We start from the raw sequence: 26,080 nt of genomic DNA, 5'->3' as shown, positions 1-26,080 counted from the left end.
CGGGTCACCGCTGGTGCCGGCCGGAGCTCTGGTCGGCGTCCAGGTGGGCGGCGACGGCTTCGGCCCACTGGCGGTAGCCGTGCGCCGAGGGGTGGAAGCCGTCCCGCGCGAAGAAGTCCGGGGTGATGTCCATGAGGTCGGTCGAGTTCATGTAGGTCGCCCGTGGCCGCTCGGCGCAGACCTGCTCGGACGCGCCGTCGATGACGGCCGAGCGTCCGGCGCAGTAGCGTGCGAGCGCCTTGGGCAGCGAGGGGAACTCGCCGAACGGCGGGGTGCCCACCACCACGACGGACGTGGCCCGCTCGGCCAGGTCGTCGACGATCGCCGCGAGGTCGTCCGCCCATTCCTCGGCCGTGCGCCGGCTGAGGACGTCGTTGGAGCCCGCAAGCAGCACGGCCAGGTCGAAGTGGTCGCCGAGCTGCGGGAGCAGCCGGTGGCGGACACGGCGTCCGGTGGCACCGTACTGACCGACGACCTCCCAGGTGACGGGGCATCCGTGCTGCGCGGACAGCGCGCGGGCGAGGCTGCCGGGGAAGCCCTCGTCGTGGGAGTCGACTCCGCAGCCCGCGGCCGTCGACTCCCCCAGGACGGCGATCCGCATCGGCGTGCCGGCCTTTTCGGCCCCGACCGTCCCGGTGTGCGGGCCAGCGGCAGGCGGCAGCACTTCGGTGGTGGCCCGCACCCACAGGCCCTGGACGGCGATGACGGGCAGCAGCAGGGCGTTCACCGGCCGGCCTCCTGCGTCTGGGGGGCGGTGACGCGGCTGCGCAGCTCCATGCGGGCGAAGTCCGAGGGCACGTTCACCACGATGCGGCTGCGGGCCCGTTCGGGCGCGGCGTCGGACACGTGCAGGTCGCACTGGCCGAGCACTTCGCGGATCACGGCCTTCATCTCCAGCAGGGCGATCCGGTCGCCGAGGCAGCGGATCCGGCCGCCGCCGAAGGGGATCCACGAGTAGGTGCCGGGCTTGACTCCGAGGAACCGCTCGGGCCGGAACACGTCCGGGTCCTCGTACAGGTCCGGGTCCCGGTTGAGCAGGAAGGCGCTCGCCCACAGGTGCTGGCCCACCTCGTAGCGGACGCCGCCGATCTCGATGGGCTTCTTGACCTCGCGGACGATGATGTTCGGGATCGAGGGGCGCAGCCGCAGCACCTCGTTGACCACGGCCGTGAGGTACGTGTCCTCGCCGGTGGCCATCTCCTCGCGGATCCGGCCGGTGACCTCCCGGTCGCGGGCCAGGTACACGAACGCCCAGGCTATGGCGGCCGCGGTCGTCTCCGTACCGGCCAGGAAGATCGTGGACATCTCGTCGCGGATCTCGCTGTCCGTGAGCGGCGTCCCGTCCGGATGGGTCATCTCCAGCAGCTCGGAGAGCAGGTCGTCCCCGCGGTGGCCGGCGGCGCGGTGCTCCTCGATGCTCTCGTAGACGAGGGCGTCGACGCGGTCGCGCAGGGTGAGGAAGCGTTCCAGGCCCAGCGGCCGGATCGCCCGCAGCACCTTGACCATCCGCGGCGGCATCTTGTGCAGCAGCATCGGGGAGACCGGGCCGTTGTTGAACTCCATCATCTCCAGGAGGAGGCGGTGCAGTTCGTTCCAGCGCGTCGGCCCCTTCGCACCGTAGATCACCTCGCGGATCACGTTCATCGTGAAGCTGTGGATGTGCGCGTGCAGTTGGACGGGCCTGTTCCGCGGCCAGGTCGCCACGTCCGTCCTGACCGTCTCGGTGATGGCCTCCGCGATCCGCTCCAGGGCCCCGCCGTGGTAGCTGGGCATCATGGCCTTGCGGCGGGCCTTGTGGGCGTCCTCGTCGAGCCAGGCGAGGCCGGACTGGCCGGTGTACTTCTCGATGGTGGCCGAGCCGTTGCCGGTGTGCAGCACGTCGGCGGGGGCGGTGAACATGGCCTTGACGTCGTCCGGGGTGGTCAGGACGTACACGGGCCGGGGAGGCAGCCGGATGCTGAGCTGGAACCGCGGACCGTACTCCTTGCGGCAGCCTTCGATGAACGCCTGCGGGTTGGTCCAGTAGTTGAACAGCTGGACGACCGCATGCTTCTTCGACCCCGGCAGTGCGGTGGCGGGGATGACGGTACGGGGCGCGGCGCCGCCGTGGTCGACGGGGCAGCGGTCGGGCCGGGCCGCCTCGGAGTTGCTCATATCTTTCCCTTCTCGGGCCTTCGGGGTGGGGGTCGGGTACGTGTCGGTGTTGCTGTTGCTGTTCGTGTTGCTGTTGCTGTTCGTGTTCATCGGCTCTGCTCCGGGTCCAGTTCCTCCAGCCAGCGCCGGGTGGCCGCAGTGGTCTCGGCGGCCTCCGCCTCGATGAGGGCGAAATGGTCCGCGGCGATCTTCACCTCGGTGTCGGCGACCTTCCAGGACGGCCACGTGTCCGCGTCCAGAGGCACGTCGGCGCGGATCATCAGGCTGCGGGCGCCGATCGGGGCGGGGGTGTGTTCGGCCAGCAGCCGCATGTACGCGCCCATGGTCAGCCAGTCCGTGTCGGTGACGGCTCCGGCCAGGGCTTCACGGCCGAGGATCTCGGTCATCACCGAGCTGAAGACGCGGTTCGTCTCCTCCCCGGCGCCCGGCATGGGCGTGTCGATCAGGACGACGCCGACCGGCTGCACACCGCGCTGCTCGAACCGGGCGGCGAGGGAGTGCGCGAGGACTCCGCCCGTGGAGTAGCCGACCAGGACGAACGGTGCCTCGCCGACCGCCCGGGCGATCGAGTCCGCGAGGACCTCGATGGCCGCGTCCCAGGACCCGGGGGCCGGCTCGGTGTCCCGGTATCCGGGCAACGAGCACGCATACACGTCGCGTTCACCGGCGAAGCCGTCGGCGAACCGCATGAACTGGTGCGGGCTCGACCCCACCACGAAGGACGGCACGCAGACCACCTTCGTACGTCCGCCGCCCGAGGCCAGCTGCACGGCATACTCGTCGCCGGCCAGTTCGGCGGCCGAGGTGAACGTCGGCCGGAACCGAGCCGCTCCGGTCAGTAGCGGGACGGCTTCGGCGATGGACCCGGCGGCGTGTGCGTGGCGCAGGAGCGCGCCGAGCGTGCCGCTCCCCGGCGTGCTGCCGTGCGTGGCGGCGTGCGCGCCGGCGGGTGTGCCGGTGTCCGTGCCCGCGTCCGTGCCCGCGACCGTGGTTGCGGGCACGGACGCCGACGCAGCGGATGCGGTCTGCAACGCCTCGTCGATCTGGTGGAGGAGGAGGCGGGTGATGGCCGCCGGGGTCGGATGGTCGAAGACCAGCGTGGTCGGCAGGCGCAACCCGGTGACCTGCGTCAACCGGTTGCGCAACTCCACCGCACCCAGCGAATCGATCCCCAGCTCACGAAACGCCCGCTCCGCATCCACCGCCGAAGCCGACGCATGACCCAGCACAGCCGCCACCTGAGCCACCACCAACTCCCGGAGCACAGCCTCCTGCTCACCCCCGGCAACACCGCTCAGCCGCTGCACCAACGAACCACCGCCCGCACCCGCACCCGACTGCCGGACCTGAGCCCGCACCAGACCACGGAACAACGCCGGCAACACACCCGCCCGCGCCTGCACCCGCAACGCACCCTCATCCAGCAACACCGGCACCAGCAGAGCCTCATCCACCTGCCGCGCCAGGTCGAACAACTCCAGACCCAACCCGGTCGGCAACGCCCGCGTCCCCATCCGCTCCAACCGGGCGATCTCCGCCTCACCCAGGCCACCGGCCATACCACCAGCCGTCGCCCACAAACCCCACGCCAACGACACCGCCGCCAAACCCTCCGCCCGACGACGCGCAGCCAAAGCATCCAAGAACGCATTCGCCGCCGCATAGTTGCCCTGACCCGGACCACCGATCAACGCCGACACCGACGAGAACAACACGAACGCCGACAGCTCCATACCCGCCGTCAACTCGTGCAGATGCACCGCCGCGTCCACCTTCGGACGCAGCACCCGCTCCACCTGCCCCGCCGTCAACGACGCCACCACACCGTCATCCAACACACCCGCCGCATGCACCACCGCCGTCAACGGCCGCTCCAACGAGTTGATGACCGCGCTGAGTTCAGCTCGGTCGGCGGCATCGCACGCTTCGACCCGAACGTGTGCACCGGCCGCTTCGAGTTCAGAGACGAGGTCCGCGACGCCTTCTGCCTCGCTGCCCCGGCGGCTGAGCAGCAGCAGGTGCTTCGCCCCGTACTCCCGGACGAAGTGGCCGGCGAAGGAGGCGCCGAGGCCTCCCGTACCGCCCGTGATCAGGACCGTGCCCTGCGGATCCAGCGGCGCCGGGACCGTCAGCACCACCTTGCCCACGTTGCGGCCCTCGCGCAGGAACCGGAACGCCTCCACACCACGGCGCACATCCCAACTCCGGATCGGTGAATGCCGCAGAGCACCCACCTCGAACAACCCGACCAGATCCCGCAGCATCTGCTGAATCCGCTCCGGCCCCGCCTCCAGAAGATCAAAAGCAACGTAACGGACCCCGGAACGCAACCCGGCAATGACCTCCGCATCACGAACATCGGCCTTGCCCATCTCCAAGAACCGACCGCCCTGCGGCAACAAGTCCAGGGAAGCATCGGTGAACTCACCGGCCAGGGCGCTCAGGACCACATCGACCCCGGCACCGTCGGTCGCGGCGAGGAACGCCTCTCGGAAGGCCAGGTCACGGGAGGAGGCGATCCGGCCGTCCGGGACCCCGGAGGCGCGTACCGCGTCCTGCTTGGCCGGGCTGGCCGTCGCATACACCTCAAGACCCCAGTGCCGGGCGAGCTGCACCGCAGCCATGCCCACGCCACCGGCCGCCGCATGCACCAGCAGCCGCTCACCGGAGCGCACTCCACCCAGGTCCGTCAGCGCGTAGTAGGCCGTCAAGAACACCAGCGGCATCGCCGCCGCCTCCGTGAACGACCACCCCTCCGGCATAGGCACCACCATGCGGTGATCAGTGACCCCCACCGGACCGAACGGATCCATCAGCAGACCCATCACCCGCTGCCCGACCGCGAGACCGGTCACCCCGGCGCCGACCTCCAGGACGACACCAGCCGCCTCACTGCCCAGTGGCGCCTCACCCGGATACGTGCCCAGCGCAATCAACACATCGCGGAAGTTCAGACCCGCAGCCCGTATTCCGACGCGTATCTCATGGGCGGCGAGCGGACGGTCGCTGTCGGACGGCACGATCGCCAGCCCGTCCAGCGAGCCCTTCTGCTTGATGCCCAGCCGCCACGCACGGCCCGCGGGCTGGACGGTCGTCCTTCCCAGACGGGGTACGAGCAGGGCGCCGGCACGCACCGCGATCTGCGGCTCGTCCAGAGCCACCACCGCAGCCCAATCCGGCCGCCCTTCACCAACCCCGCCGATACCGCCCTCGTCGATACCCACGCCCGCGTCCGCGTCGAGGTCCACCAGCGTAAACCGGCCCGGATTCTCCGACTGCGCCGTGCGCACCAGACCCCACACCGGCGCCTGCACCACATCAAGCGCCTGCTCACCCACCACACCAGCAGCAACCGCAGACCGCGTCACCACCACCAACCGCGCCCCACCCAGCACCTCACTGGCAAGCCACCGCTGAAGCAACGCCAACGTCCCCGCCACCACCGCATGCACACCCGACACCGTCTCGGACTCCGACGGCGACTCGATGCCAACGACAACAACCTCAGGCACAGGCGCACCCCCAGCCACAGCCCCCTCCAACGCCCCCACATCCGCAAAACGCTCCCCCGGCACCGGGCACCCACCCAACACCGCCACCCGAACAGAACCACCCACCACACCCGAAACCGGAGTCCAGTCCAACCGGTACAAGGCGTTCTGCGATTCGTTCTGCGGGCCCGTGAGTTGGGCCTGGTCCACCGGCCGCACCGTCAGTGCATCCACCGAGACGACCGGCATCCCGTGCTCGTCGACCACTTCGATGCGCATCGCCGACTCACCGGAACCACTGATACGGGCTCTCACCCGCGACCCCGCACCGCGACCCAGCTGCACTCCCGACCAGGAGAACGGCAGATCCACTGCGGCGCTCGGATCCCGCTCCAGCAGCCCGCCGTGCAACACCGCGTCGAACAGGGCCGGATGCACACCGAAGCCCGCAGCTTCGGCGCCCTCGGGCAGCGCCACCTCCACGAACAGGTCACCGTCCGCGCGCCAGGCCGCCCGGAGCCCCTGAAACACCGGCCCGTACTCGTATCCGGCCTCGGCGAGGCGTACGTAGAGCCCGTCGATTGCGAGGGGCACCGCCGCAGTCGGCGGCCAGGTAGCGGGGAAGGGCGTCGAAGGCTGGGCCCGGGACGTCAGCCAGCCCCGCGCATGGCAGGTGGCGGTCTCCCCGGCCTCATCGGGCCGGGAGTACACCGCGACCTCCCGCCGGCCGTCCGCGTCCTGCGCCCCCACGGTCACCTGGACCTGGCGCGCCCCCTGCGCGGGCAGGGTCAGCGGCGCCTGGAGCACCAGCTCATCCAGGACCGGGCAGCCGGTCAGGCCGCCCGCATTCAGGGCGAGTTCGACCAAGGCGGTGCCGGGGAGGACGACCGTGCCGTAGACCGCATGGTCCCGTACCCACGGCGCGGCGTCCTGGGACAGGAGGCCGGTGAACACCCACTCGTCGCGGTCCCCGACCGGCACCGCGGCGCTCAGGATGGGGTGGTCGATCCGCCCGAGCCCGGCAGCGGCCGGATCCCCGACACCGGTGCCCGGCGCCAGCCAGTACCGCTCCCGCTGGAAGGCGTACGTCGGCAGCTCGACGCGACGCGCGCCGGAGCCGGCGTAGAACGCCTCCCAGTCCACCGGCAGGCCCGCCACATGCACCTGGCCGAGGAAGGCAGCGAAGGCCTCCGCCTCGGACGTGCGCGCACGGAGCACCGGGGCGAACACCGCACCGCCGTTGGCATCGGCGTCGGCATCGGCATCGCTGTCGAGGGTCTGCTGGGCGAGGGCGGTCAGCACCGCATCCGGGCCGACCTCGACGAAACGCGTCACACCTTCGGCAGCGAGCGTGCGAATCCCATCCGCGAAACGGACGGCCTCCCGCACATGAGACACCCAGTAACCCGGATCCGTCAGCTCCTCCGACACCAGCCCGCCGGTCACATTCGATACGACGGCCAGCCGAGGCCGGTGGAAGGTCAGCCCCTCCGCAACGGCACGGAACTCATCCAGCATCGGCTCCATCAACGGCGAATGGAACGCATGACTGACACGCAGGCGTGTCGTCTTGCGACCCGTGTCCCGCCAGACGGGCAGCCACTCCTCAAGGGCTTCCGCCGCTCCCGAGACGACGACGGCTGCCGGGCCGTTGACAGCCGCGATCGACAGACGGCCCTCGAAGCCGACGAGCGACTCCGTGGTCTCGGCTTCGGTCGCCTGGACGGCGACCATGCCACCGCCGGCGGGCAGGGCCCCCATCAGCCGGCCGCGTGCGGCGATCAGTGTGCACGCGTCGTGCAGTGACAGCACTCCTGCCACGTGCGCGCAGGCCAGTTCACCGACCGAGTGTCCGACCAGTACGTCCGGCCTCACCCCGAAGGATTCCAGCAGGCGGTGGAGAGCCACTTCGACGGCGAAAAGGGCCGGCTGTGTGTACTCCGTACGGTCGAGGAGCGTTGCCTCCGGGGACCCTTCGGCCGCGAACAGGATCTCCTTCAGCGACCGACCCAGCAGCCCGTCCAGCTCGGCACACACCTCGTCCAGCGCTTCAGCGAACACCGGGTAGGCCGCAGCCAAACCGGCACCCATCCCTGCACGCTGCGCACCCTGCCCGGTGAACAGGAATCCCGTCTTCCCGGGAACCAGACCCGCGCCGGTCGGCTGTTCCGCGACGGATTGCAGCCCTGCCAGCAGGGCCTGCCGATCGGCAGCCACAACCGCAGCACGCCGGTCGAACCGGGCCCGCGACACCACCGCCGAGTACGCCACGTCCAGCACGTCCAGGTCCGGGCGCGCCAGCAAGTGCGACCGCAGCCGCTCCGCCTGCGCGGCCAGCGCCGCACCGCTCTTGCCCGAGACGACCACCGGCAGCACCGGCGGACGCTGTACGGACACCGGCTCGGCGGCCACCGGCAGCTCCGGCGCCGCTTCGAGGATCACGTGCGCGTTGGTGCCGCTGATGCCGAACGAGGACACGCCGGCTCGGCGCGGCCTGCCGGCCGTGGTGGGCCATTGCGTGGCTTCGGTGAGCAGTTCGACCTCTCCGGAGGTCCAGTCGATGTGCGGCGAGGGCGCGTCCACGTTCAGGGTCTGCGGCAGCACGCCGTGCTGCATCGCCTTCACCATCTTGATCACACCGGCCACACCGGCGGCTGCTGATGCGTGGCCGATGTTCGACTTGATCGACCCGAGCCGCAGCGGCCCGTTCACCCGGTCCTGGCCGTACGTTGCCAGCAGGGCCTGGGCTTCGATCGGGTCGCCCAGGCGGGTGCCCGTCCCGTGGCCCTCCACTGCATCCACATCAGCCGCGTCCACACCGGCGTTCTCCAGGGCCTGGCGGATCACCCGCTCCTGCGAAGGCCCGTTCGGGGACGTGAGCCCGTTGCTCGCGCCGTCCTGGTTGACGGCGCTGCCGCGGATGACGCCCAGGATGCGGTGCCCGTTGCGCTGGGCGTCCGAGAGGCGTTCGACGACCAGCAGACCGAGCCCGTCGGAGAAGCCGGTGCCGTCGGCGGAGGCCGCGTACGACTTGCAGCGGCCGTCCTGCGCCAGCCCGCGCTGCCGACTGAACTCCTGCAGGAGGAAGGGGCTGGACATCACGGTCACGCCACCCACCAGCGCCAGCGAGCACTCACCGGACCGCAGCGCCTGCGACGCGAGGTGCATCGCGACGAGGGAGGAGGAGCAGGCCGTGTCCACGGACACCGCGGGGCCTTCCAGGCCGAGGCTGTAGGCGACCCGGCCGGACACCACGCTCGTGGTCGTTCCGGTCAGGCGGAAGCCTTCCAGTTCACGCGGCGTGGAGGCGATGCCGTAGTCGCTGGAGACGACACCGCAGAAGACGCCGGTGTCACTGCCGCGCAGCGACGCCGGGTCGAATCCCGCGTCCTCCAGTGCCTCCCAGGATGCTTCCAGCAGCATGCGCTGCTGGGGGTCCATGGCCAGGGCCTCACGCGGGCTCACTCCGAAGAATCCGGCGTCGAAATCGGCGACGGCGTCGAGGAAACCGCCACCGTGCGTGGTCAGAGCGCCCGGCTGCTCGGGGTCCGGGTCGGACAGGCGCTCAAGGTCCCAGCCGCGGTCGGCCGGCAGGCCCGAAATCGCGTCCCGGCCCTCCGCCACCAGCTGCCACAGCTGCTCCGGTGAGTTCACACCACCCGGGTACCGGCAGGCCATGCCCACGATCGCCAGCGGCTCGTCCGCCTTCGGCCGCTTGCGCTGTGCACGCAACGGCGCCGCCGCCGGCTCTGCCTCGCCGATCTCGTGGAGGAGGAGGCGGGTGATGGCCGCCGGGGTCGGATGGTCGAAGACCAGCGTGGTCGGCAGCCGCAACCCGGTGACCTGCGTCAACCGGTTGCGCAACTCCACCGCACCCAGCGAATCGATCCCCAGCTCACGAAACGCCCGCTCCGCATCCACCGCCGAAGCCGACGCATGACCCAGCACAGCCGCCACCTGAGCCACCACCAACTCCCGAACCACAGCCTCCCGCTCACCCTCAGCAACACCGCTCAGCCGCTGCACCAACGAACCACCACCCGCACCCGCGCCCGACTGCCGGACCTGAGCCCGCACCAGACCACGGAACAACGCCGGCAACACACCCGCCCGCGCCTGCACCCGCAACGCACCCTCATCCAGCAACACCGGCACCAGCACAGCCTCATCCACCTGCCGCGCCAGGTCGAACAACTCCAGACCCAACCCGGTCGGCAACGCCCGCGTCCCCATCCGCTCCAACCGGGCGACCTCCGCCTCACCCAGGCCACCGGCCATACCACCAGCCGTCGCCCACAAACCCCACGCCAACGACACCGCCGCCAAACCCTCCGCCCGACGACGCGCAGCCAAAGCATCCAAGAACGCATTCGCCGCCGCATAGTTGCCCTGACCCGGACCACCGATCAACGCCGACACCGACGAGAACAACACGAACGCCGACAGCTCCATACCCGCCGTCAACTCGTGCAGATGCACCGCCGCGTCCACCTTCGGACGCAGCACCCGCTCCACCTGCCCCGCCGTCAACGACGCCACCACACCGTCATCCAACACACCCGCCGCATGCACCACCGCCGTCAACGGCCGCTCCAACGAGCTGATGACTGCGCTGAGTTCAGCTCGGTCGGCGGCATCGCACGCTTCGACCCGGACGTGCGCTCCCAATGCCTGCAGGGAGGAGACAAGCTCGCCGGCGCCTTCGGCAGTGGCACCCCGGCGGCTGAGCAGCAGCAGGTGCCTGGCCCCGTACTCCCGGACGAAGTGCTCGGCGAAGGAGGCGCCGAGGCCTCCCGTACCACCCGTGATCAGGACCGTGCCCTGCGGATCCAGCGGCGCCGGGACCGTCAGCACCACCTTGCCCACGTTGCGACCCTCACGCAGGAACCGGAACGCCTCCACACCACGACGCACATCCCAACTCCGGATCGGCGAATGCCGCAGAGCACCCACCTCGAACAACCCGACCAGATCCCGCAGCATCTGCTGAATCCGCTCCGGCCCCGCCTCCAGAAGATCAAAGGCAACGTAACGGACCCCGGAACGCGACCCGGCAATGACCTCCGCATCACGAACATCGGCCTTGCCCATCTCCAAGAACCGACCACCCTGCGGCAACAAGTCCAGGGAGGCGTCAACGAACTCACCGGCCAAGGCGTTCAAGACGACATCGACACCGGCTCCCCCGGTCTCCTCCAGGAACCTCTCGCGGAACGACAGGTCACGCGAGGACCCGATGCGCTCGCTCAGCACCCCGGAGGCGCGTACCGCGTCCTGCTTGGCCGGACTGGCCGTCGCATACACCTCAAGACCCCAGTGCCGGGCGAGCTGCACCGCAGCCATCCCCACCCCGCCGGCCGCCGCATGCACCAGCAGCCGCTCACCGGAGCGCACTCCACCCAGGTCCGTCAGCGCGTAGTAGGCCGTCAAGAACACCAGCGGCATCGCCGCCGCCTCCGTGAACGACCACCCCTCCGGCATCGGCACCACCATGCGGTGATCAGTGACCCCCACCGGACCGAACGGATCCATCAGCAGACCCATCACCCGCTGCCCGACCGCGAGACCGGTCACCCCGGCGCCGACCTCCAGGACGACACCAGCCGCCTCACTGCCCAACGGCGCCTCACCCGGGTACGTCCCCAGCGCAATCAACACATCGCGGAAGTTCAGACCCGCAGCCCGAATCCCGATCCGCACTTCCTCCGGCCCGAGGGGCCGCTCGGCATCGGAGGGCAGGATCGTCAGCCCGTCCAGCGAACCCTTCTCGGTGATGCCCAACCGCCATGCACGACCCATCGGGGGCTGCACCGTGGCCCGACCGAGACGGGGTACGAGCAGGGCGCCGGCACGCACCGCGATCTGCGGCTCGTCCAGAGCCACCACCGCAGCCCAATCCGGCCGCCCTTCACCGACACCGCCGATACCGCCCTCGTCGATACCCACGCCCGCGTCCGCGTCGAGGTCCACCAGCGTGAACCGGCCCGGATTCTCCGACTGCGCCGTGCGCACCAGACCCCACACCGGCGCCTGCACCACATCAAGCGCCTGCTCACCCACCACACCAGCAGCAACCGCAGACCGCGTCACCACCACCAACCGCGCCCCACCCAGCACCTCACTGGCAAGCCACCGCTGAAGCAACGCCAACGTCCCCGCCACCACCGCATGCACACCCGACACCGTCTCGGACTCCGACGGCGACTCGATGCCAACGACAACAACCTCAGGCACAGGCGCACCCCCAGCCACAGCCCCCTCCAACGCCCCCACATCCGCAAAACGCTCCCCCGGCACCGGGCACCCACCCAACACCGCCACCCGAACAGAACCACCCACCACACCCGAAACCGGAGTCCAGTCCAACCGGTACAAGGCGCTGGAGTCCTGCTTCGCGCTCTGGAGCTGCGACGGGTCGACGGGGCGGAAGGCCAGCCTGGCCACGCTCACTACCGGAGCGCCGTCTTCGCGTGCGATGTCGAGCCGCAGCGCGGATTCACCGGCCGGAGCGATGCGGACCCGGACGCGCGCCGAAGCGCTCTGCCCGAAGCGGACGCCGGACCAGGAGAACGGCAGCTTCGTACCCGACGTGTCATCGGTCGTCAGGCCATCGATGCCGCCGTGCAGGGATGCGTCGAAAAGGGCCGGGTGGATACCGAAGCTACTGCCGACCTCGACGTACTCGTCGGGGAGGGTGACTTCGGTGTAGACGAGTTCCTCGTCACGCCATGCGGCCCGTACGCCCTGGAAGGCCGGTCCGTAGTCGAAGCCCAAGTCGGTGAACCGGGGGTAGAGGGTGTCCACGGCGACGGGTTCCGCGCCCGCCGGAGGCCACTGTGCGGGCCAGTCCGTGACGGCGTCGTCCGCCGAGGTGAGTGTGCCGCGCGCGTGGCACGTCGCCTGGTCCGCGGCGACACCCTCGCCTTCGGGTCGTGAGTACAGCGCAACGTCGCGGCGGCCGTGTTCATCGGGTTCGCCGACCTTGACCTGGACGTGCACCGAGGCGTTCTCATCCAGGATCATCGGTGCTTCGAGCACGAGCTCCTCGACCACCGGGCTGCCTGCGTGCCGTCCGGCGGTGCCGGCGAGTTCGATCAGCGCCGTACCGGGGACGATCACCCAACCCATCACCACGTGATCCCGGACCCACGGTGCGGTGTCCTGGGAGAGCCGACCGGTGTAGAGCCATGCGTCCTGGTCACCGACAGGCACCGCAGCGCTCAGGATGGGGTGGTCGATCCGCCCGAGCCCGGCTGCGGCCGGGTCGCCGGCTCCCATTCCGGGCGCCACCCAGTACCGCTCGCGCTGGAAGGCGTACGTCGGCAGCTCGACGCGTCGCGCGCCGGTACCGGCGTAGTACGCGGCCCAGTCCACCGGCAGGCCTGCCCCATGTACCTGGCCGAGGAAGGCGGCGAACGCCTCCGCCTCGGACGTGCGCGCACGAAGCACCGGGGCGAACACCGAACCGCCGTCGGCATCACTGTCGAGGGTCTGCTGGGCCAGTGCGGTGAGCACCGCATCCGGGCCCACCTCGACGAAACGCGTCACACCTTCGTCAGCGAGCGTGCGAATCCCATCGGCGAAACGGACAGCCTCACGTACGTGAGACACCCAGTAGCCCGGGTCCGTCAGCTCCTCCGACACCAGGCCGCCGGTCACATTCGACACTACGGCCAGGCGAGGCCGGTGGAAGGTCAGGCCCTCCGCAACCGCACGGAACTCATCCAGCATCGGCTCCATCAGCGGCGAATGGAACGCGTGGCTGACCTTCAACCGTGACGTCTTACGACCCGACTCCTGCCAGACCGGAAGCCATTCCGCTATGGCCTCCAGAGCACCGGAGACCACCACCGCCGAGGGACCGTTCACGGCAGCGATCGATAGGCGCCCCTCAAAGCCGACCAGCGACTCGGCGATCTCCGCCTCGGTCGCCTGGACGGCCACCATTCCGCCACCCGCAGGCAGCGCACCCATCAACCGACCGCGCGCAGCAACCAGCGTGCAGGCATCCTCCAGGGACAGCACCCCCGCCACATGCGCACACGCCAGCTCGCCCACCGAATGCCCGACCAGCACATCCGCCTGAATACCGAGGGACTCCAGCAACCGGAACAGAGCCACCTCGACCGCGAACAACGCAGGCTGCGTGAACTCCGTCCGGTTCAACAGCGCCGCCTCCGGCGACCCTTCAACCGCGAACAGCAGCTCTTGCAGCGATCGACCCAGCAAGCCGTCCAGCTGCGCACAGACCTCATCCAGCGCCGCGGCGAACACCGGATACGCGGCAGCCAAACCCGCACCCATCCCGGCACGCTGCGCGCCCTGCCCCGTGAACAGGAACCCGGTCTTCCCCGGAACCAGACCCACACCGGCAGGCTGCTCCGCCAGAGCTTGCAACCCGGCCAGCAGACCATCCCGATCGGCGGCAACCACAGCGGCACGCCGCTCGAACTGCGCCCGCGACGTCACCGCCGAGTACGCCACATCCAGCACGTCCAACTCCGGCCGCGCCAGCAGACGCGCCCGCAGCCGCTCCGCCTGCGCAGCCAGTGCTTCACCGCTCTTACCGGAAACGACCACCGGCACCACCGGCGGCCGCACGCGCGACCCCTCACCGGAGGCGGCCACCGACTGCTCGGCCGGCGCCTCCTCCAGAATCAGGTGGGCGTTCGTCCCGCTCACACCGAACGAGGACACGCCGGCACGGCGCGGCCGGTCGGCGTTCGCAGGCCATTCCGTGGCTTCGGTGAGCAGTTCGACCTCTCCAGAGGTCCAGTCGATGTGCGGCGAGGGGGCGTCCACGTTCAGGGTCTGCGGCAGCACACCGTGCTGCATCGCCTTCACCATCTTGATCACACCCGCCACACCCGCAGCAGCCGAGGTATGACCGATATTCGACTTGATCGAACCCAACCGCAGCGGACCGTTCACCCGCTCCTGGCCGTACGTCGCCAGCAACGCCTGCGCCTCGATCGGGTCGCCAAGGCGGGTGCCGGTTCCGTGACCGTCGACCGCATCCACGTCGGAGGGGCTCAGGCCGGCGTTCTGCAGGGCCTGGCGGATGACGCGCTCCTGCGCGGGGCCGTTGGGGGCCGTGAGGCCGTTGCTCGCGCCGTCCTGGTTGACCGCGCTGCCCCGGACCACGCCCAGGATGCGGTGTCCGTTGCGCTGGGCGTCCGACAGGCGCTCCAGAACGATCAGGCCGAGGCCGTCGGAGAAGCCGGTGCCGTCCGCGGAGGCCGCGTACGACTTGCAGCGGCCGTCCTCCGCCAGCCCGCGCTGTCGGCTGAACTCCATCAGCAGGGTCGGGCCTGCCAGTACGGTGACGCCGCCGACGAGCGCCAATGAGCACTCCCCGGAGCGCAGGGCCTGCGAGGCCAGGTGCATCGCGACGAGGGAGGAGGAGCAGGCGGTGTCCACGGACACCGCGGGGCCTTCCAGGCCGAGGCTGTAGGCGACCCGGCCGGAGACGACGCTGGTCGTACCGCCCGTCAGGCGGAAGCCTTCGAGTTCGGGCAGGGACCCGGCGGGCGTCGCCGCGTAGTCGGAGGGGCCCACGCCGGCGAAGACGCCGGTGTCGCTGCCGCGCAGCGCGGCCGGGTCGAGTCCCGCGTCCTCCAGGGCCTCCCAGGCCGCCTCCAGCAGCAGGCGCTGCTGCGGGTCCATGGCCACCGCTTCACGGGGGCTGATTCCGAAGAAGCCCGCGTCGAAGTCGGTGGCGTTGTGGACGAAGCCGCCGCCGCGCGCATAGATCGTGCCGAGCCGGTCGGGGTCGGGGTGGTAGAGGCGTTCCAGGTCCCAGCCTCGGTCGGCCGGCAGGCCCGAGATCGCGTCCCGGCCCTCCGCCACCAACTCCCACAACTCCTCGGGCGAACCCACACCACCCGGATACCGGCACGCCATACCCACGATCGCCAACGGCTCATCCGCCACCGGCCGCCTACGCTGCGCACGCACCGGAACCACCGCAGCCGACTCGACGCCACCCACCTCACTCAGCAGCAGACGCGCCACCGCCGCAGACGTCGGATGGTCGAAAACCAGCGTGGACGGCAACCGCACCCCACTGACCTGCGTCAACCGGTTACGCAACTCCACCGCACCCAGCGAATCGAACCCCAACTCCTTGAACGCACGATCCGCATCCACCGCCGCACCCGACGCATGGCCCAGCACTGCAGCCACCTGCGCCCGTACCAGATCCACCACCACACGCTCACGATCCGCCACCGCAACATCAGCCAACTGCCGCGCCAACGAACCACCCGCACCCACACGACGCGCAGGAACCCGCACCAACCCACGGAACAACGCCGGAAGCAACCCCGCCCGCGCCTGCACCCGCAACGCACCCGCATCCAACAACACCGGCGCAACCAATGCCTCACCCAGACCCACAGCCCGATCGAACAACTCCAAGCCGAGGTCGGTGCTCAGGGCTGCGGTGCCCATGCGCTCCAGCCGCGCGATGTCGCTCTCGTCCAGGTCGCCGGCCATGCCGCCGGCGTTCGCCCACAGACCCCAGGCCAGTGAGGTCGCCGGCAGGCCTTCCGCCCGGCGGACGGCGGCCAGTGCGTCGAGGAAGGCGTTGGCTGCCGCGTAGTTGGCCTGACCGGGACTGCCGACGAGTGCCGCGACGGACGAGAACAGCACGAACGCCGACAGCTGCATGCCCGCCGTCAACTCGTGCAGATGCACCGCCGCGTCGAGCTTCGGACGCAGCACCCGCTCCACCTGCTCCGACGTCAACGACTCCACCACACCGTCATCCAGCACACCCGCCGCATGCACCACCGCCGTCAACGGCCGCTCCAACGAGCTCAGCAGTGTGTCGAGCTCGGCGCGGTCCGCTACGTCGCACGCCTCCACCCGTACGTGGGCACCGGCCTGCTCAAGCCCGGCAACGAGCTCCGTGACGCCTTCGGCGGCCCTGCCGCGGCGGCTGAGCAGCAGCAGGTGCCTGGCCCCGTACTCCCGGACGAAGTGCCCGGCGAACGATGCGCCCAGGCCGCCCGTACCGCCCGTGATCAGGACCGTGCCGTCCGGGTCCAGCCGCAGCGGTTCCGCAGCGGCCTGTCCCGTCTTGGCCAGGCGCGGCGCGTACATCCGCCCGGCACGGACGGCCAGCTGCGGCTCGTCCGTTGCGAGGACCGCACCCCAGTCGGGCAAACCGTCGCTGTCGCTGTCGCCGTCGATGTCGCCGTCGATGTCGACCAGGACGAACCGGCCCGGGTGCTCGGACTGTGCGCTGCGCACCAGACCCCACACCGGGGCCTGTGCCAGGTCAGGCGCTTGCTCCCCGACGGCGACGGCGTTCTGCGTCACCACGGCGAGGCGGGCACCGGCGAAGCGGTCGTCGGTGAGCCACCGCTGGAGGAGCTGGAGCGTGCTCCCGGTCATGGCCCGGGCCGCCGCCACTCCGTCCTGTTCGGAGTCGGTGAGCCGTGCGATGACCAGGTCCGGGACGGGCTCGCCTTCGGCCGGCACCCGTTCCAGTACCTCATCGAGGCCGGCCGTGCGGGGCGTACCGGCACCTGCCCCGGTCTCACCCGTGACCTCGGTCCAGTCCAAGCGGAACAGCGCGTCGCCGTGCTCCCGCCGTGTCTGGCGCAACTGCGACTGCTCCACCGTACGGAAGGCCAACTGGGTGACGCTGAGGACGTGTTCCCCCTGCTCCGAGGCGATGTCCACGCGCAGCGAAGAGGTACCGCCCGAGCCGATCCGCACCCGGACCCGGGCCTGGCCGCACTGACCGAACCGGACACCGGACCAGGAGAACGGCAGTCGTGCCGACCCGTCCCCCAGGTCGAGCCAGTCGAGCCCGCCGTGCAGGGAGGCGTCGAACAGCGCCGGGTGGATCCCGAAGCCCTTGGCCTTCTCCACGTCATCGTCGGGCAGGGCCACCTCGGCGAAGACCTCGTCGCCGAGGCGCCAGGCGGCCTGCAGTCCCTGGAAGACCGGGCCGTAGTCGAAGCCGATGTCAGCCAGCCGCGCGTAGAGCACGTCCACGGCCATCGGTTCGGCCGCGACGGGCGGCCATGCCGTGGGCAGCCACGGCGGGGCCGCCGAAGCCTCGTCCTGCGCAAGGAGACCCCGCGCGTGGCAGGTCGCCTCGCGCTGACCGGCTTCGGGCTGTGAGTACATCGCCACCGGACGGCGTCCGTGCTCGTCCGGTTCCCCCACGGTCACCTGGATGCGCACAGCCGTGTCCGCGTCGAGGATCAGCGGCGCTTCGAGCACCAGCTCGTCCAGCAGCGCGCTGCCTGTTTCTCGTCCGGCCGCACCGGCCAGTTCCACGAGGGTGGTGCCGGGCACGACGACCAGGCCCAGGACGCCGTGGTCCTGGGTCCACGGCGCGGTGTCCTGGGAGAGGCGGCCGGTGAACAGCCACTCGTCCCGGTCCCCGACCCGGACACCGGCGGCGAGTACGGGGTGATCGATTCGCCCGAGCCCGGCAGCTGCCGGATCCCCGGAAGCGGTACCCGGCGCCAGCCAGTACCGCTCGCGCTGGAAGGCGTACGTCGGCAGCTCGACGCGCTGCGCGCCAGTACCCGCGTAGTACGCGGCCCAGTCCACCGGCAGGCCGGCCCCATGCACCTGGCCGAGGAAGGCGGCGAACGCCTCCGCCTCGGACGTGCGTGCACGGAGCACCGGGGCGAACACCGCATCGCCGTCGGCATCACTGTCGAGGGTCTGCTGGGCCAGGGCGGTGAGCACCGCATCCGGGCCGACCTCGACGAACCGGGTCACGCCTTCGTCAGCGAGCGTGCGAATCCCATCCGCGAAACGGACGGCCTCACGTACGTGAGACACCCAGTAGCCCGGGTCCGTCAGCTCAGCCGACACCAGCCCGCCGGTCACATTCGATACGACGGCCAGCCGAGGCCGGTGGAAGGTCAGCCCCTCCGCAACCGCACGGAACTCATCCAGCATCGGCTCCATCAGCGGCGAATGGAACGCATGACTGACCTTCAACCGCGACGTCTTACGACCCGACTCCTGCCAGACCGGAAGCCACTCCGCTATGGCCTCCAGAGCACCGGAGACCACCACCGCCGACGGACCGTTCACGGCAGCGGTCGACAGTCGGCCGTCGAAGCCGGTGAGCGAGGCAGTGACTTCCGCCTCCGTCGCCTGGACGGCGACCATGCCACCGCCCGCAGGCAGCGCACCCATCAGCCGACCGCGCGCAGCAACCAGCGTGCAGGCGTCCTCCAGGGACAGCACTCCCGCCACGTGCGCGCAGGCCAGCTCGCCCACCGAATGCCCGACCAGCACATCCGCCTGAATCCCGAGGGACTCCAGCAACCGGAACAGAGCCACTTCGACGGCGAACAACGCAGGTTGCGTGAACTCCGTCCGGTTCAACAGCGCCGCCTCCGGCGAGCCTTCAACCGCGAACAGCAGCTCTTGCAGCGATCGACCCAGCAGGCCGTCCAGCTGCGCACAGACCTCATCCAGCGCCGCAGCGAACACCGGATACGCGGCGGCAAGACCCGCACCCATCCCCGCACGCTGCGCACCCTGCCCCGTGAGGAGGAACCCGGTCTTCCCCGGAACCAGACCCACACCGGTCTGCTGCTCCGCCAGAGCTTGCAGCCCGGCCAGCAGGCTGTCGCGGTCCACAGCGGTGACAGCGGCACGCTGCTCGAACTGCGTCCTCGACGTCACCGCCGAGTACGCCACATCCAGCACATCCAGCTCCGGCCGCCCCAGCAGATGCGCCCGCAGCCGCCCCGCCTGCGCAGCCAGCGCCTCACCGCTCTTACCCGACACGACCACCGGCAGCACCGGCGGACGCTGTACGGACACCGGCTCAGCGGCCACCGGCAGCTCCGGCGCCGCTTCGATGATCACGTGCGCGTTGGTGCCGCTGACGCCGAAGGAGGACACGCCCGCGCGGCGCGGCCGGCCCGCCGTGGCAGGCCATTGCGTGGCTTCGGTGAGCAGTTCGACCTCTCCAGAGGTCCAGTCGATGTGCGGCGACGGCGCATCCACATTGAGGGTCTGCGGCAGCACACCGTGCTGCATCGCCTTCACCATCTTGATCACACCCGCCACACCCGCAGCAGCCGAGGTATGACCGATATTCGACTTGATCGAACCCAACCGCAGCGGACCATTCACCCGCTCCTGGCCATACGTCGCCAGCAACGCCTGCGCCTCGATCGGATCACCCAACCGCGTACCCGTGCCATGGCCCTCGACCGCGTCCACATCCGCAGGCGACAGCCCCGCGTTGGCGAGGGCCTGGCGGATGACCCGCTCCTGCGCCGGGCCGTTCGGCGAAGTCAGGCCGTTGCTCGCGCCGTCCTGGTTGACCGCACTGCCACGCACCAGGCCCAGGACCCGGTGGCCGTTGCGCTGGGCATCCGAGAGGCGTTCGACGACGAGCAGGCCGACGCCGTCGGAGAAGCCGGTGCCGTCGGCGGAGGCCGCGTACGACTTGCAGCGGCCGTCCTCCGCCAGCCCGCGCTGGCGGCTGAACTCCTGGAGCAGGAAAGGGCCGGCCAGCACGGTGACGCCGCCGACGAGTGCCAGCGAGCACTCGCCGGACCGCAGGGCCTGCGAGGCCAAGTGCAGGGCGACGAGGGAGGAGGAGCAGGCGGTGTCCACGGAAACCGCGGGGCCTTCCAGGCCGAGGGAGTAGGCGATCCGGCCGGAGACCACGCTGGTGGTCGAGCCCGTCAGTCGGAATCCTTCCAGCTCCGGCGGTGTCGACGCACCGTAGTCGGAGGTGACGACGCCTGTGAATACGCCGGTGTCCGAGCCGTGGAGGGTCGTCGGGTCCATCCCGGCGTCCTCAAGGGCCTCCCATGCCGCCTCCAGCAGCAGACGCTGCTGGGGGTCGCTGGCCAGGGCCTCGCGCGGACTGATCCCGAAGAAACCGGCGTCGAAGTCGCCCGGGTTGTCGAGGAAGCCGCCGCCGCGCGTGTACACGGTCCCGGTGTGTTCCGGGTCGGGGTGGTAGAGGCGTTCCAGGTCCCAGCCTCGGTCGGCCGGATGGCCCGAGATCGCGTCCCGGCCCTCCGCCACCAACTCCCACAACTCCTCAGGCGAACCCACACCACCCGGATACCGGCACGCCATCCCCACGATCGCCAACGGCTCATCCACCACCGGCCGCCTACGCTGCGCACGCACCGGAACCACCGCAGCCGACTCGACGCCACCCACCTCACTCAGCAGCAAACGCGCCACCGCCGCAGACGTCGGATGGTCGAAAACCAGCGTGGACGGCAACCGCACCCCACTGACCTGCGTCAACCGGTTACGCAACTCCACCGCACCCAGCGAATCAAACCCCAACTCCTTGAACGCACGATCCGCATCCACCGCCGCACCCGACGCATGACCCAGCACCGCAGCCACCTGCGCCCGCACCAGATCCACCACCACGCGCACACGATCCGCCACCGCAACATCGGCCAGCTGCCGCGCCAACGAACCACCCGCACCCACCCGACGCGCAGGAACCCGCACCAACCCACGGAACAACGCCGGAAGCAACCCCGCCCGCGCCTGCACCCGCAACGCACCCGCATCCAACAACACCGGCGCAACCAACGCCTCACCCAGACCCACAGCCCGATCGAACAACTCCAAGCCGAGCGCGACGGGGAGTGCTTCCACGCCCTGCCGTGCCAGGCGGGCGAGTTCGGCTTCGTCCAGGGCGCCGGTCATGCCGGTGGCGTTCGCCCACAGACCCCAGGCCAGTGAGGTCGCCGGCAGGCCGTCGGTCTGCCGACTGGCGGCGAGTGCGTCGAGGAAGGCGTTGGCCGCGGCGTAGTTGGCTTGGCCGGAGCTGCCCACGAGTGCTGCGACGGACGAGAACAGCACGAACGCCGACAACTCCATGCCGGCCGTCAACTCGTGCAAGTGCACCGCCGCGTCGAGCTTCGGACGCAGCACCCGCTCCACCTGCTCCGACGTCAACGACTCCACCACACCGTCATCCAGCACACCGGCCGCATGCACCACCGCCGTCAACGGCCGATCCAACGAGCCGATCACGCCGGCCAGCTGGTCCCGGTCGGCGACGTCACAGGCTTCGACCTGCACCCGGGCTCCGGCGGCTTCCAGTTCGGCGACCAGTTCCGCGGCGCCGTCGGCCGCGATGCCCCGGCGGCTCACCAGCAGCAGACTGCTCGTGCGGTGGGTGTGGACGAGGTGCCGTGCCACCAGGGCGCCGAGGCCGCCGGTACCGCCCGTGACCAGCACCGGACCGTCGCCGAGGACGGCACGGTTCGGTGTGGCCTCGGGACGGCTCAGTCGCGGTGCGAGCAGACGACCGCCCCGCACGGCGATCTGCGGTTCGTCCGCGGCGGCCAGGTCGGACCACTGGGGCTCGTCCGCGTCGAAGTCGACCAGCAGGAAACGTCCGGGATGCTCGGACTGCGCGCTGCGCACCAGACCCCACACGGGGGCGATGGCAAGGTCCGGTGCTTCGCCGCCTACGGCGATCGCGCGTCGGGTGGCCACCATGAGTCGGGTGGTGGGGAGTTCGCTCTGTGCCAGCCAGTCCTGCACCAGCTTCAGGGCGCGTCCCGTGACCGCGTGCGCAGCCGTGGCCACCGGACCTTCGGCGCCCTCGATCACGGCGACGACGAGGTCGGGGGCCGTCGCCCCGTCCGCGACGGCGGACCGGAGCGCGGCCAGGTCCGCGTATCCGTCGGCACGGCCGAGGACTTCCACACCGGCTGATTCCGTGTGTCCGTCCCTCGGTCCATCCGTGGGGACGTTGGCGTGTCCGTCCGTTCGGACGTCCGCCCAGTCGACACGGAAGAGCGCGTCCTGCACGCCTCGCTGCCGTCCCGCCAGCTGCGCTTCCGCGACGGGGCGCACCGCGATCGAGTGGACCGAGACGACCTCGGCCCCGTGCTCGTCCACGGCATCGAGACGCAGCGCGGAATCACCGGTGGCGACGGCCCGCACGCGCAGCCGGGTGGCTCCGCGGGTCGAAAGCCGGGCGCCGGACCAGCTGAACGGCATCTTGCGTTCGCCGCTCTCCCCGCCGAGGAGCAGCACGGCGGCGCCACTCTGCAGGGCGGCATCGAACAGGGCCGGGTGGATGCCGTAGCCCGCGGCGGCCGCCTCGTCGGGCAGTTCCACCTCGGCGTACACATCGCTGCCGTCGCGCCACAGGGCGCGCAGGCCCTGGAAGAGGGGGCCGTAGTCGTAGCCGATCTCGGAGAGGCGGGCGTACGCGTCGTCCACCGCCACCTCCTCCGCGTCGCGCGGCGGCCATTCGGCGGGCCATGGCGCAGCGGGCTGGCTCTCGGGGGCGAGTACACCTCGGGCGTGGCAGATCGCCTCGTGCGTCGCGTCGCCGTCGTTGTCGCCCTCGGGGCGGGAGTAGATCGCGACGGAACGGCGGCCCTCCTCGTCGGCTTCGCCGACGGTGACCTGAATCCGGACCGGCTGGTTCTCCTGCAGGATCAGCGGCGCTTCGAGCACCAGCTCCTCGACCACGGGAGTGCCCGCCTGACGTCCCGCGGTCAGAGCCAACTCGATGTGCGAGGTACCCGGTACGACGATGTTGCCGAGAAGGACGTGTTCGGCCGTCCATGGCTGGGACTCCGTCGACAGGCAGCCGGTGATCAGCCACTCGTCCCTGTCCCCGACCCGGACACCGGCGGCGAGTACGGGGTGATCGATTCGCCCGAGCCCGGCAGCTGCCGGATCCCCGGAACCGGTACCCGGCGCCAGCCAGTACCGCTCGCGCTGGAAGGCGTACGTCGGCAGCTCGACGCGCTGCGCGCCAGTACCCGCGTAGTACGCAGCCCAGTCCACCGGCAGGCCGGCCCCATGCACCTGCCCGAGGAAGGCGGCGAACGCCTCCGCCTCGGACGTGCGCGCACGGAGTACCGGGGCGAACACCGCACCACCCTCAACGTCCAGGATCTGCTGGGCCAGGGCGGTGAGCACCGCATCCGGGCCCACCTCAACGAAACGCGTCACACCTTCGTCAGCAAGCGTGCGAATCCCATCCGCAAAACGGACGGCCTCACGTACATGCGACACCCAGTAGCCCGGGTCCGTCAGCTCCTCCGACACCAGGCCACCGGTCAGATTCGATACGACGGCCAGCCGAGGCCGGTGGAAGGTCAGCCCCTCCGCAACCGCACGGAACTCATCCAGCATCGGCTCCATCAGCGGCGAATGGAACGCATGGCTGACCTTCAACCGCGACGTCTTACGACCCGACTCCTGCCAGACCGGAAGCCATTCCGCTATGGCCTCCAGAGCGCCGGAGACCACCACCGCCGAGGGACCGTTCACGGCAGCGATCGACAGGCGCCCCTCAAAGCCGACCAGCGACTCGGCGATCTCCGCCTCGGTCGCCTGGACGGCCACCATGCCACCGCCCGCAGGCAGCGCACCCATCAGCCGACCACGCGCAGCAACCAGCGTGCAGGCATCCTCCAGGGACAGCACCCCCGCCACATGCGCACACGCCAGCTCGCCCACCGAATGCCCCACCAGCACATCCGGCGTGACCCCAAGGGACTCCAGCAACCGGAACAGAGCCACCTCGACGGCGAACAACGCAGGCTGCGTGAACTCCGTCCGGTTCAACAGCGCCGCCTCCGGCGAGCCCTCGCCCGCAAACAACAGCTCCTTCAACGACCGACCCAACAGGCCGTCCAGCCGCGCACACACCTCATCCAACGCCGCAGCAAACACCGGATACGCGGCAGCCAAACCCGCACCCATCCCCGCACGCTGCGCACCCTGCCCCGTGAACAGGAACCCGGTCTTACCCGGAACCAGACCCGCGGCATTCGGCTGCTCCGCCAGAGCTTGCAGCCCGGCCAGGAGACCGTCCCGATCGGCGGCAATCACAGCGGCACGCTGCTCGAACTGCGCCCGCGACGTCACTGCCGAGTACGCCACATCCAGTACGTCCAACTCCGGCCGGGCCAACAGATGCCCGCGCAAGCGCCCCGCCTGCGCAGCCAGCGCCTCACCGCTCTTGCCCGACACGACCACCGGCACCACCGGCGGACGCACGCGCGACCCCTCGACAGAGGCGGCCGCCGGCTGCTCGGCCGGCGCCTCCTCCAGAATCAGGTGGGCGTTCGTGCCGCTGATGCCGAAGGAGGACACACCTGCACGGCGCGGCCGATCCCCGGTGGCGGGCCATTCCGTGGCTTCGGTCAGGAGCTCGACGGCGCCCGTGGTCCAGTCGATGTGCGGCGAGGGTGCGTCCACGTTCAGGGTCTGCGGCAGCACACCGTGCTGCATCGCCTTCACCATCTTGATCACACCCGCCACACCCGCAGCAGCCGAGGTATGACCGATATTCGACTTGATCGAACCCAACCGCAGCGGACCATTCACCCGCTCCTGGCCATACGTCGCCAGCAACGCCTGCGCCTCGATCGGATCACCCAACCGCGTACCCGTGCCATGGCCCTCCACCGCATCCACATCCGCAGGCGACAACCCCGCGTTGGCGAGGGCCTGGCGGATGACCCGTTCCTGGGCGGGGCCGTTGGGAGCCGTGAGGCCGTTGCTGGCGCCGTCCTGGTTGATGGCGCTGCCCCGGATGACGGCCAGTACCCGGTGGCCGTTGCGGCGGGCCTCCGACAGGCGCTCCAGGACGACCAAGCCGACGCCGTCGGAGAAGCCGGTGCCATCGGCGGCCGCGGCGTAAGGCTTGCAGCGGCCGTCTTCCGCCAGGCCGCGCTGGCGGCTGAACTCCTGGAGCAGGAAAGGGCCGGCCAGCACGGTGACGCCGCCGACGAGTGCCAGCGAGCACTCACCGGCCCGCAGTGCCTGTGCGGCCATGTGCATGGCGACGAGGGAGGAGGAGCAGGCCGTGTCCACGGTGACGGCCGGGCCTTCGAAGCCGAAGCTGTAGGCGACGCGGCCGGAGATCACGCTCGACGCGGTGCCGGCCAGTCGGAAGCCTTCGAGCTCGGGCTGGTCGGAGCTTCCGTAGTCGGACATGACGGCGCCGGCGAAGACGCCGGTGTCGCTGCCCCGCAGCGCGGCCGGATCGAGTCCGGCGTCCTCCAGGGCCTCCCAGGAGGCCTCCAGCAGCAGCCGCTGGATGGGGTCCATCGCCAGGGCTTCGCGGGGGCTGATCCCGAAGAAGCCGGCGTCGAAGTCGCCGACGCGGTCGAGGAAGCCGCCGCCGCTGGCGTAGACCTTGCCGACCTGGTCGGGGTCGGGGTGGTAAAGGCGTTCCACGTCCCAACCGCGGTCGGTGGGCAGGCCGACGATGCCGTCCCGGCCTTCCGCCACCAGCTGCCACAGTGCTTCCGGCGAGGTGGCCCCGCCCGCGTAGCGGCAGCTCATGCCCACGATCGCCAGGGGTTCCGAGGCCTGGGCCAGGAGTCGGCGGTTCTGCTGCCGGAGGCGTTCGGCCTCCTTCAGCGACTTGCGGAGTGCTTCAACGAGCTCGTTCTGGTTGGCGGACATCGCCT

3 protein-coding genes are annotated in these 26,080 nt (G+C 70.4%); all 3 read right to left on the bottom strand.

Annotated features, from left to right (window positions below; genetic code table 11):
* Positions 1 to 4: 4 nt before the first annotated feature.
* The 3 genes from ACLJTM_RS17665 to ACLJTM_RS17655 are packed head-to-tail and all read right to left on the bottom strand — an operon-like array spanning position 5 to position 26,075.
* Positions 5 to 727 carry an SGNH/GDSL hydrolase family protein gene (locus ACLJTM_RS17665; RefSeq protein WP_411104559.1) on the bottom strand — a complete coding sequence of 241 codons (723 nt, stop codon included), beginning with the start codon at positions 725 to 727 and terminating at the stop codon, positions 5 to 7.
* Positions 724 to 2,244: a cytochrome P450 gene (locus tag ACLJTM_RS17660; protein ID WP_411104558.1), complete on the bottom strand. Its 1,521-nt coding sequence runs from the start codon at positions 2,242 to 2,244 to the stop codon at positions 724 to 726. Before ACLJTM_RS17660 ends, ACLJTM_RS17665 begins: the two co-directional genes overlap by 4 nt.
* Positions 2,241 to 26,075, bottom strand: coding sequence for an SDR family NAD(P)-dependent oxidoreductase (locus tag ACLJTM_RS17655; RefSeq protein WP_411104557.1), 23,835 nt, complete (start codon positions 26,073 to 26,075; stop codon positions 2,241 to 2,243). The genes ACLJTM_RS17660 and ACLJTM_RS17655 overlap by 4 nt, the downstream gene beginning before the upstream one ends.
* Positions 26,076 to 26,080: the final 5 nt, after the last annotated feature.

The organism is Streptomyces sp. cmx-4-9 (assembly GCF_046548835.1).
Taxonomy (GTDB): domain Bacteria; phylum Actinomycetota; class Actinomycetes; order Streptomycetales; family Streptomycetaceae; genus Streptomyces.
The sequence above is the reverse complement of the archived record's forward strand: the minus strand, read 5'-3'. Positions and strand labels throughout refer to the sequence as shown.

Bases quoted from the DNA above. Each gene is read 5' to 3' on its own strand.
- ACLJTM_RS17660 (WP_411104558.1), bottom strand. From the start codon at position 2,244: ATGAACACGAACAGCAACAGCAACACGAACAGCAACAGCAACACCGAC.
- ACLJTM_RS17655 (WP_411104557.1), bottom strand. From the start codon at position 26,075: ATGTCCGCCAACCAGAACGAGCTCGTTGAAGCACTCCGCAAGTCGCTG.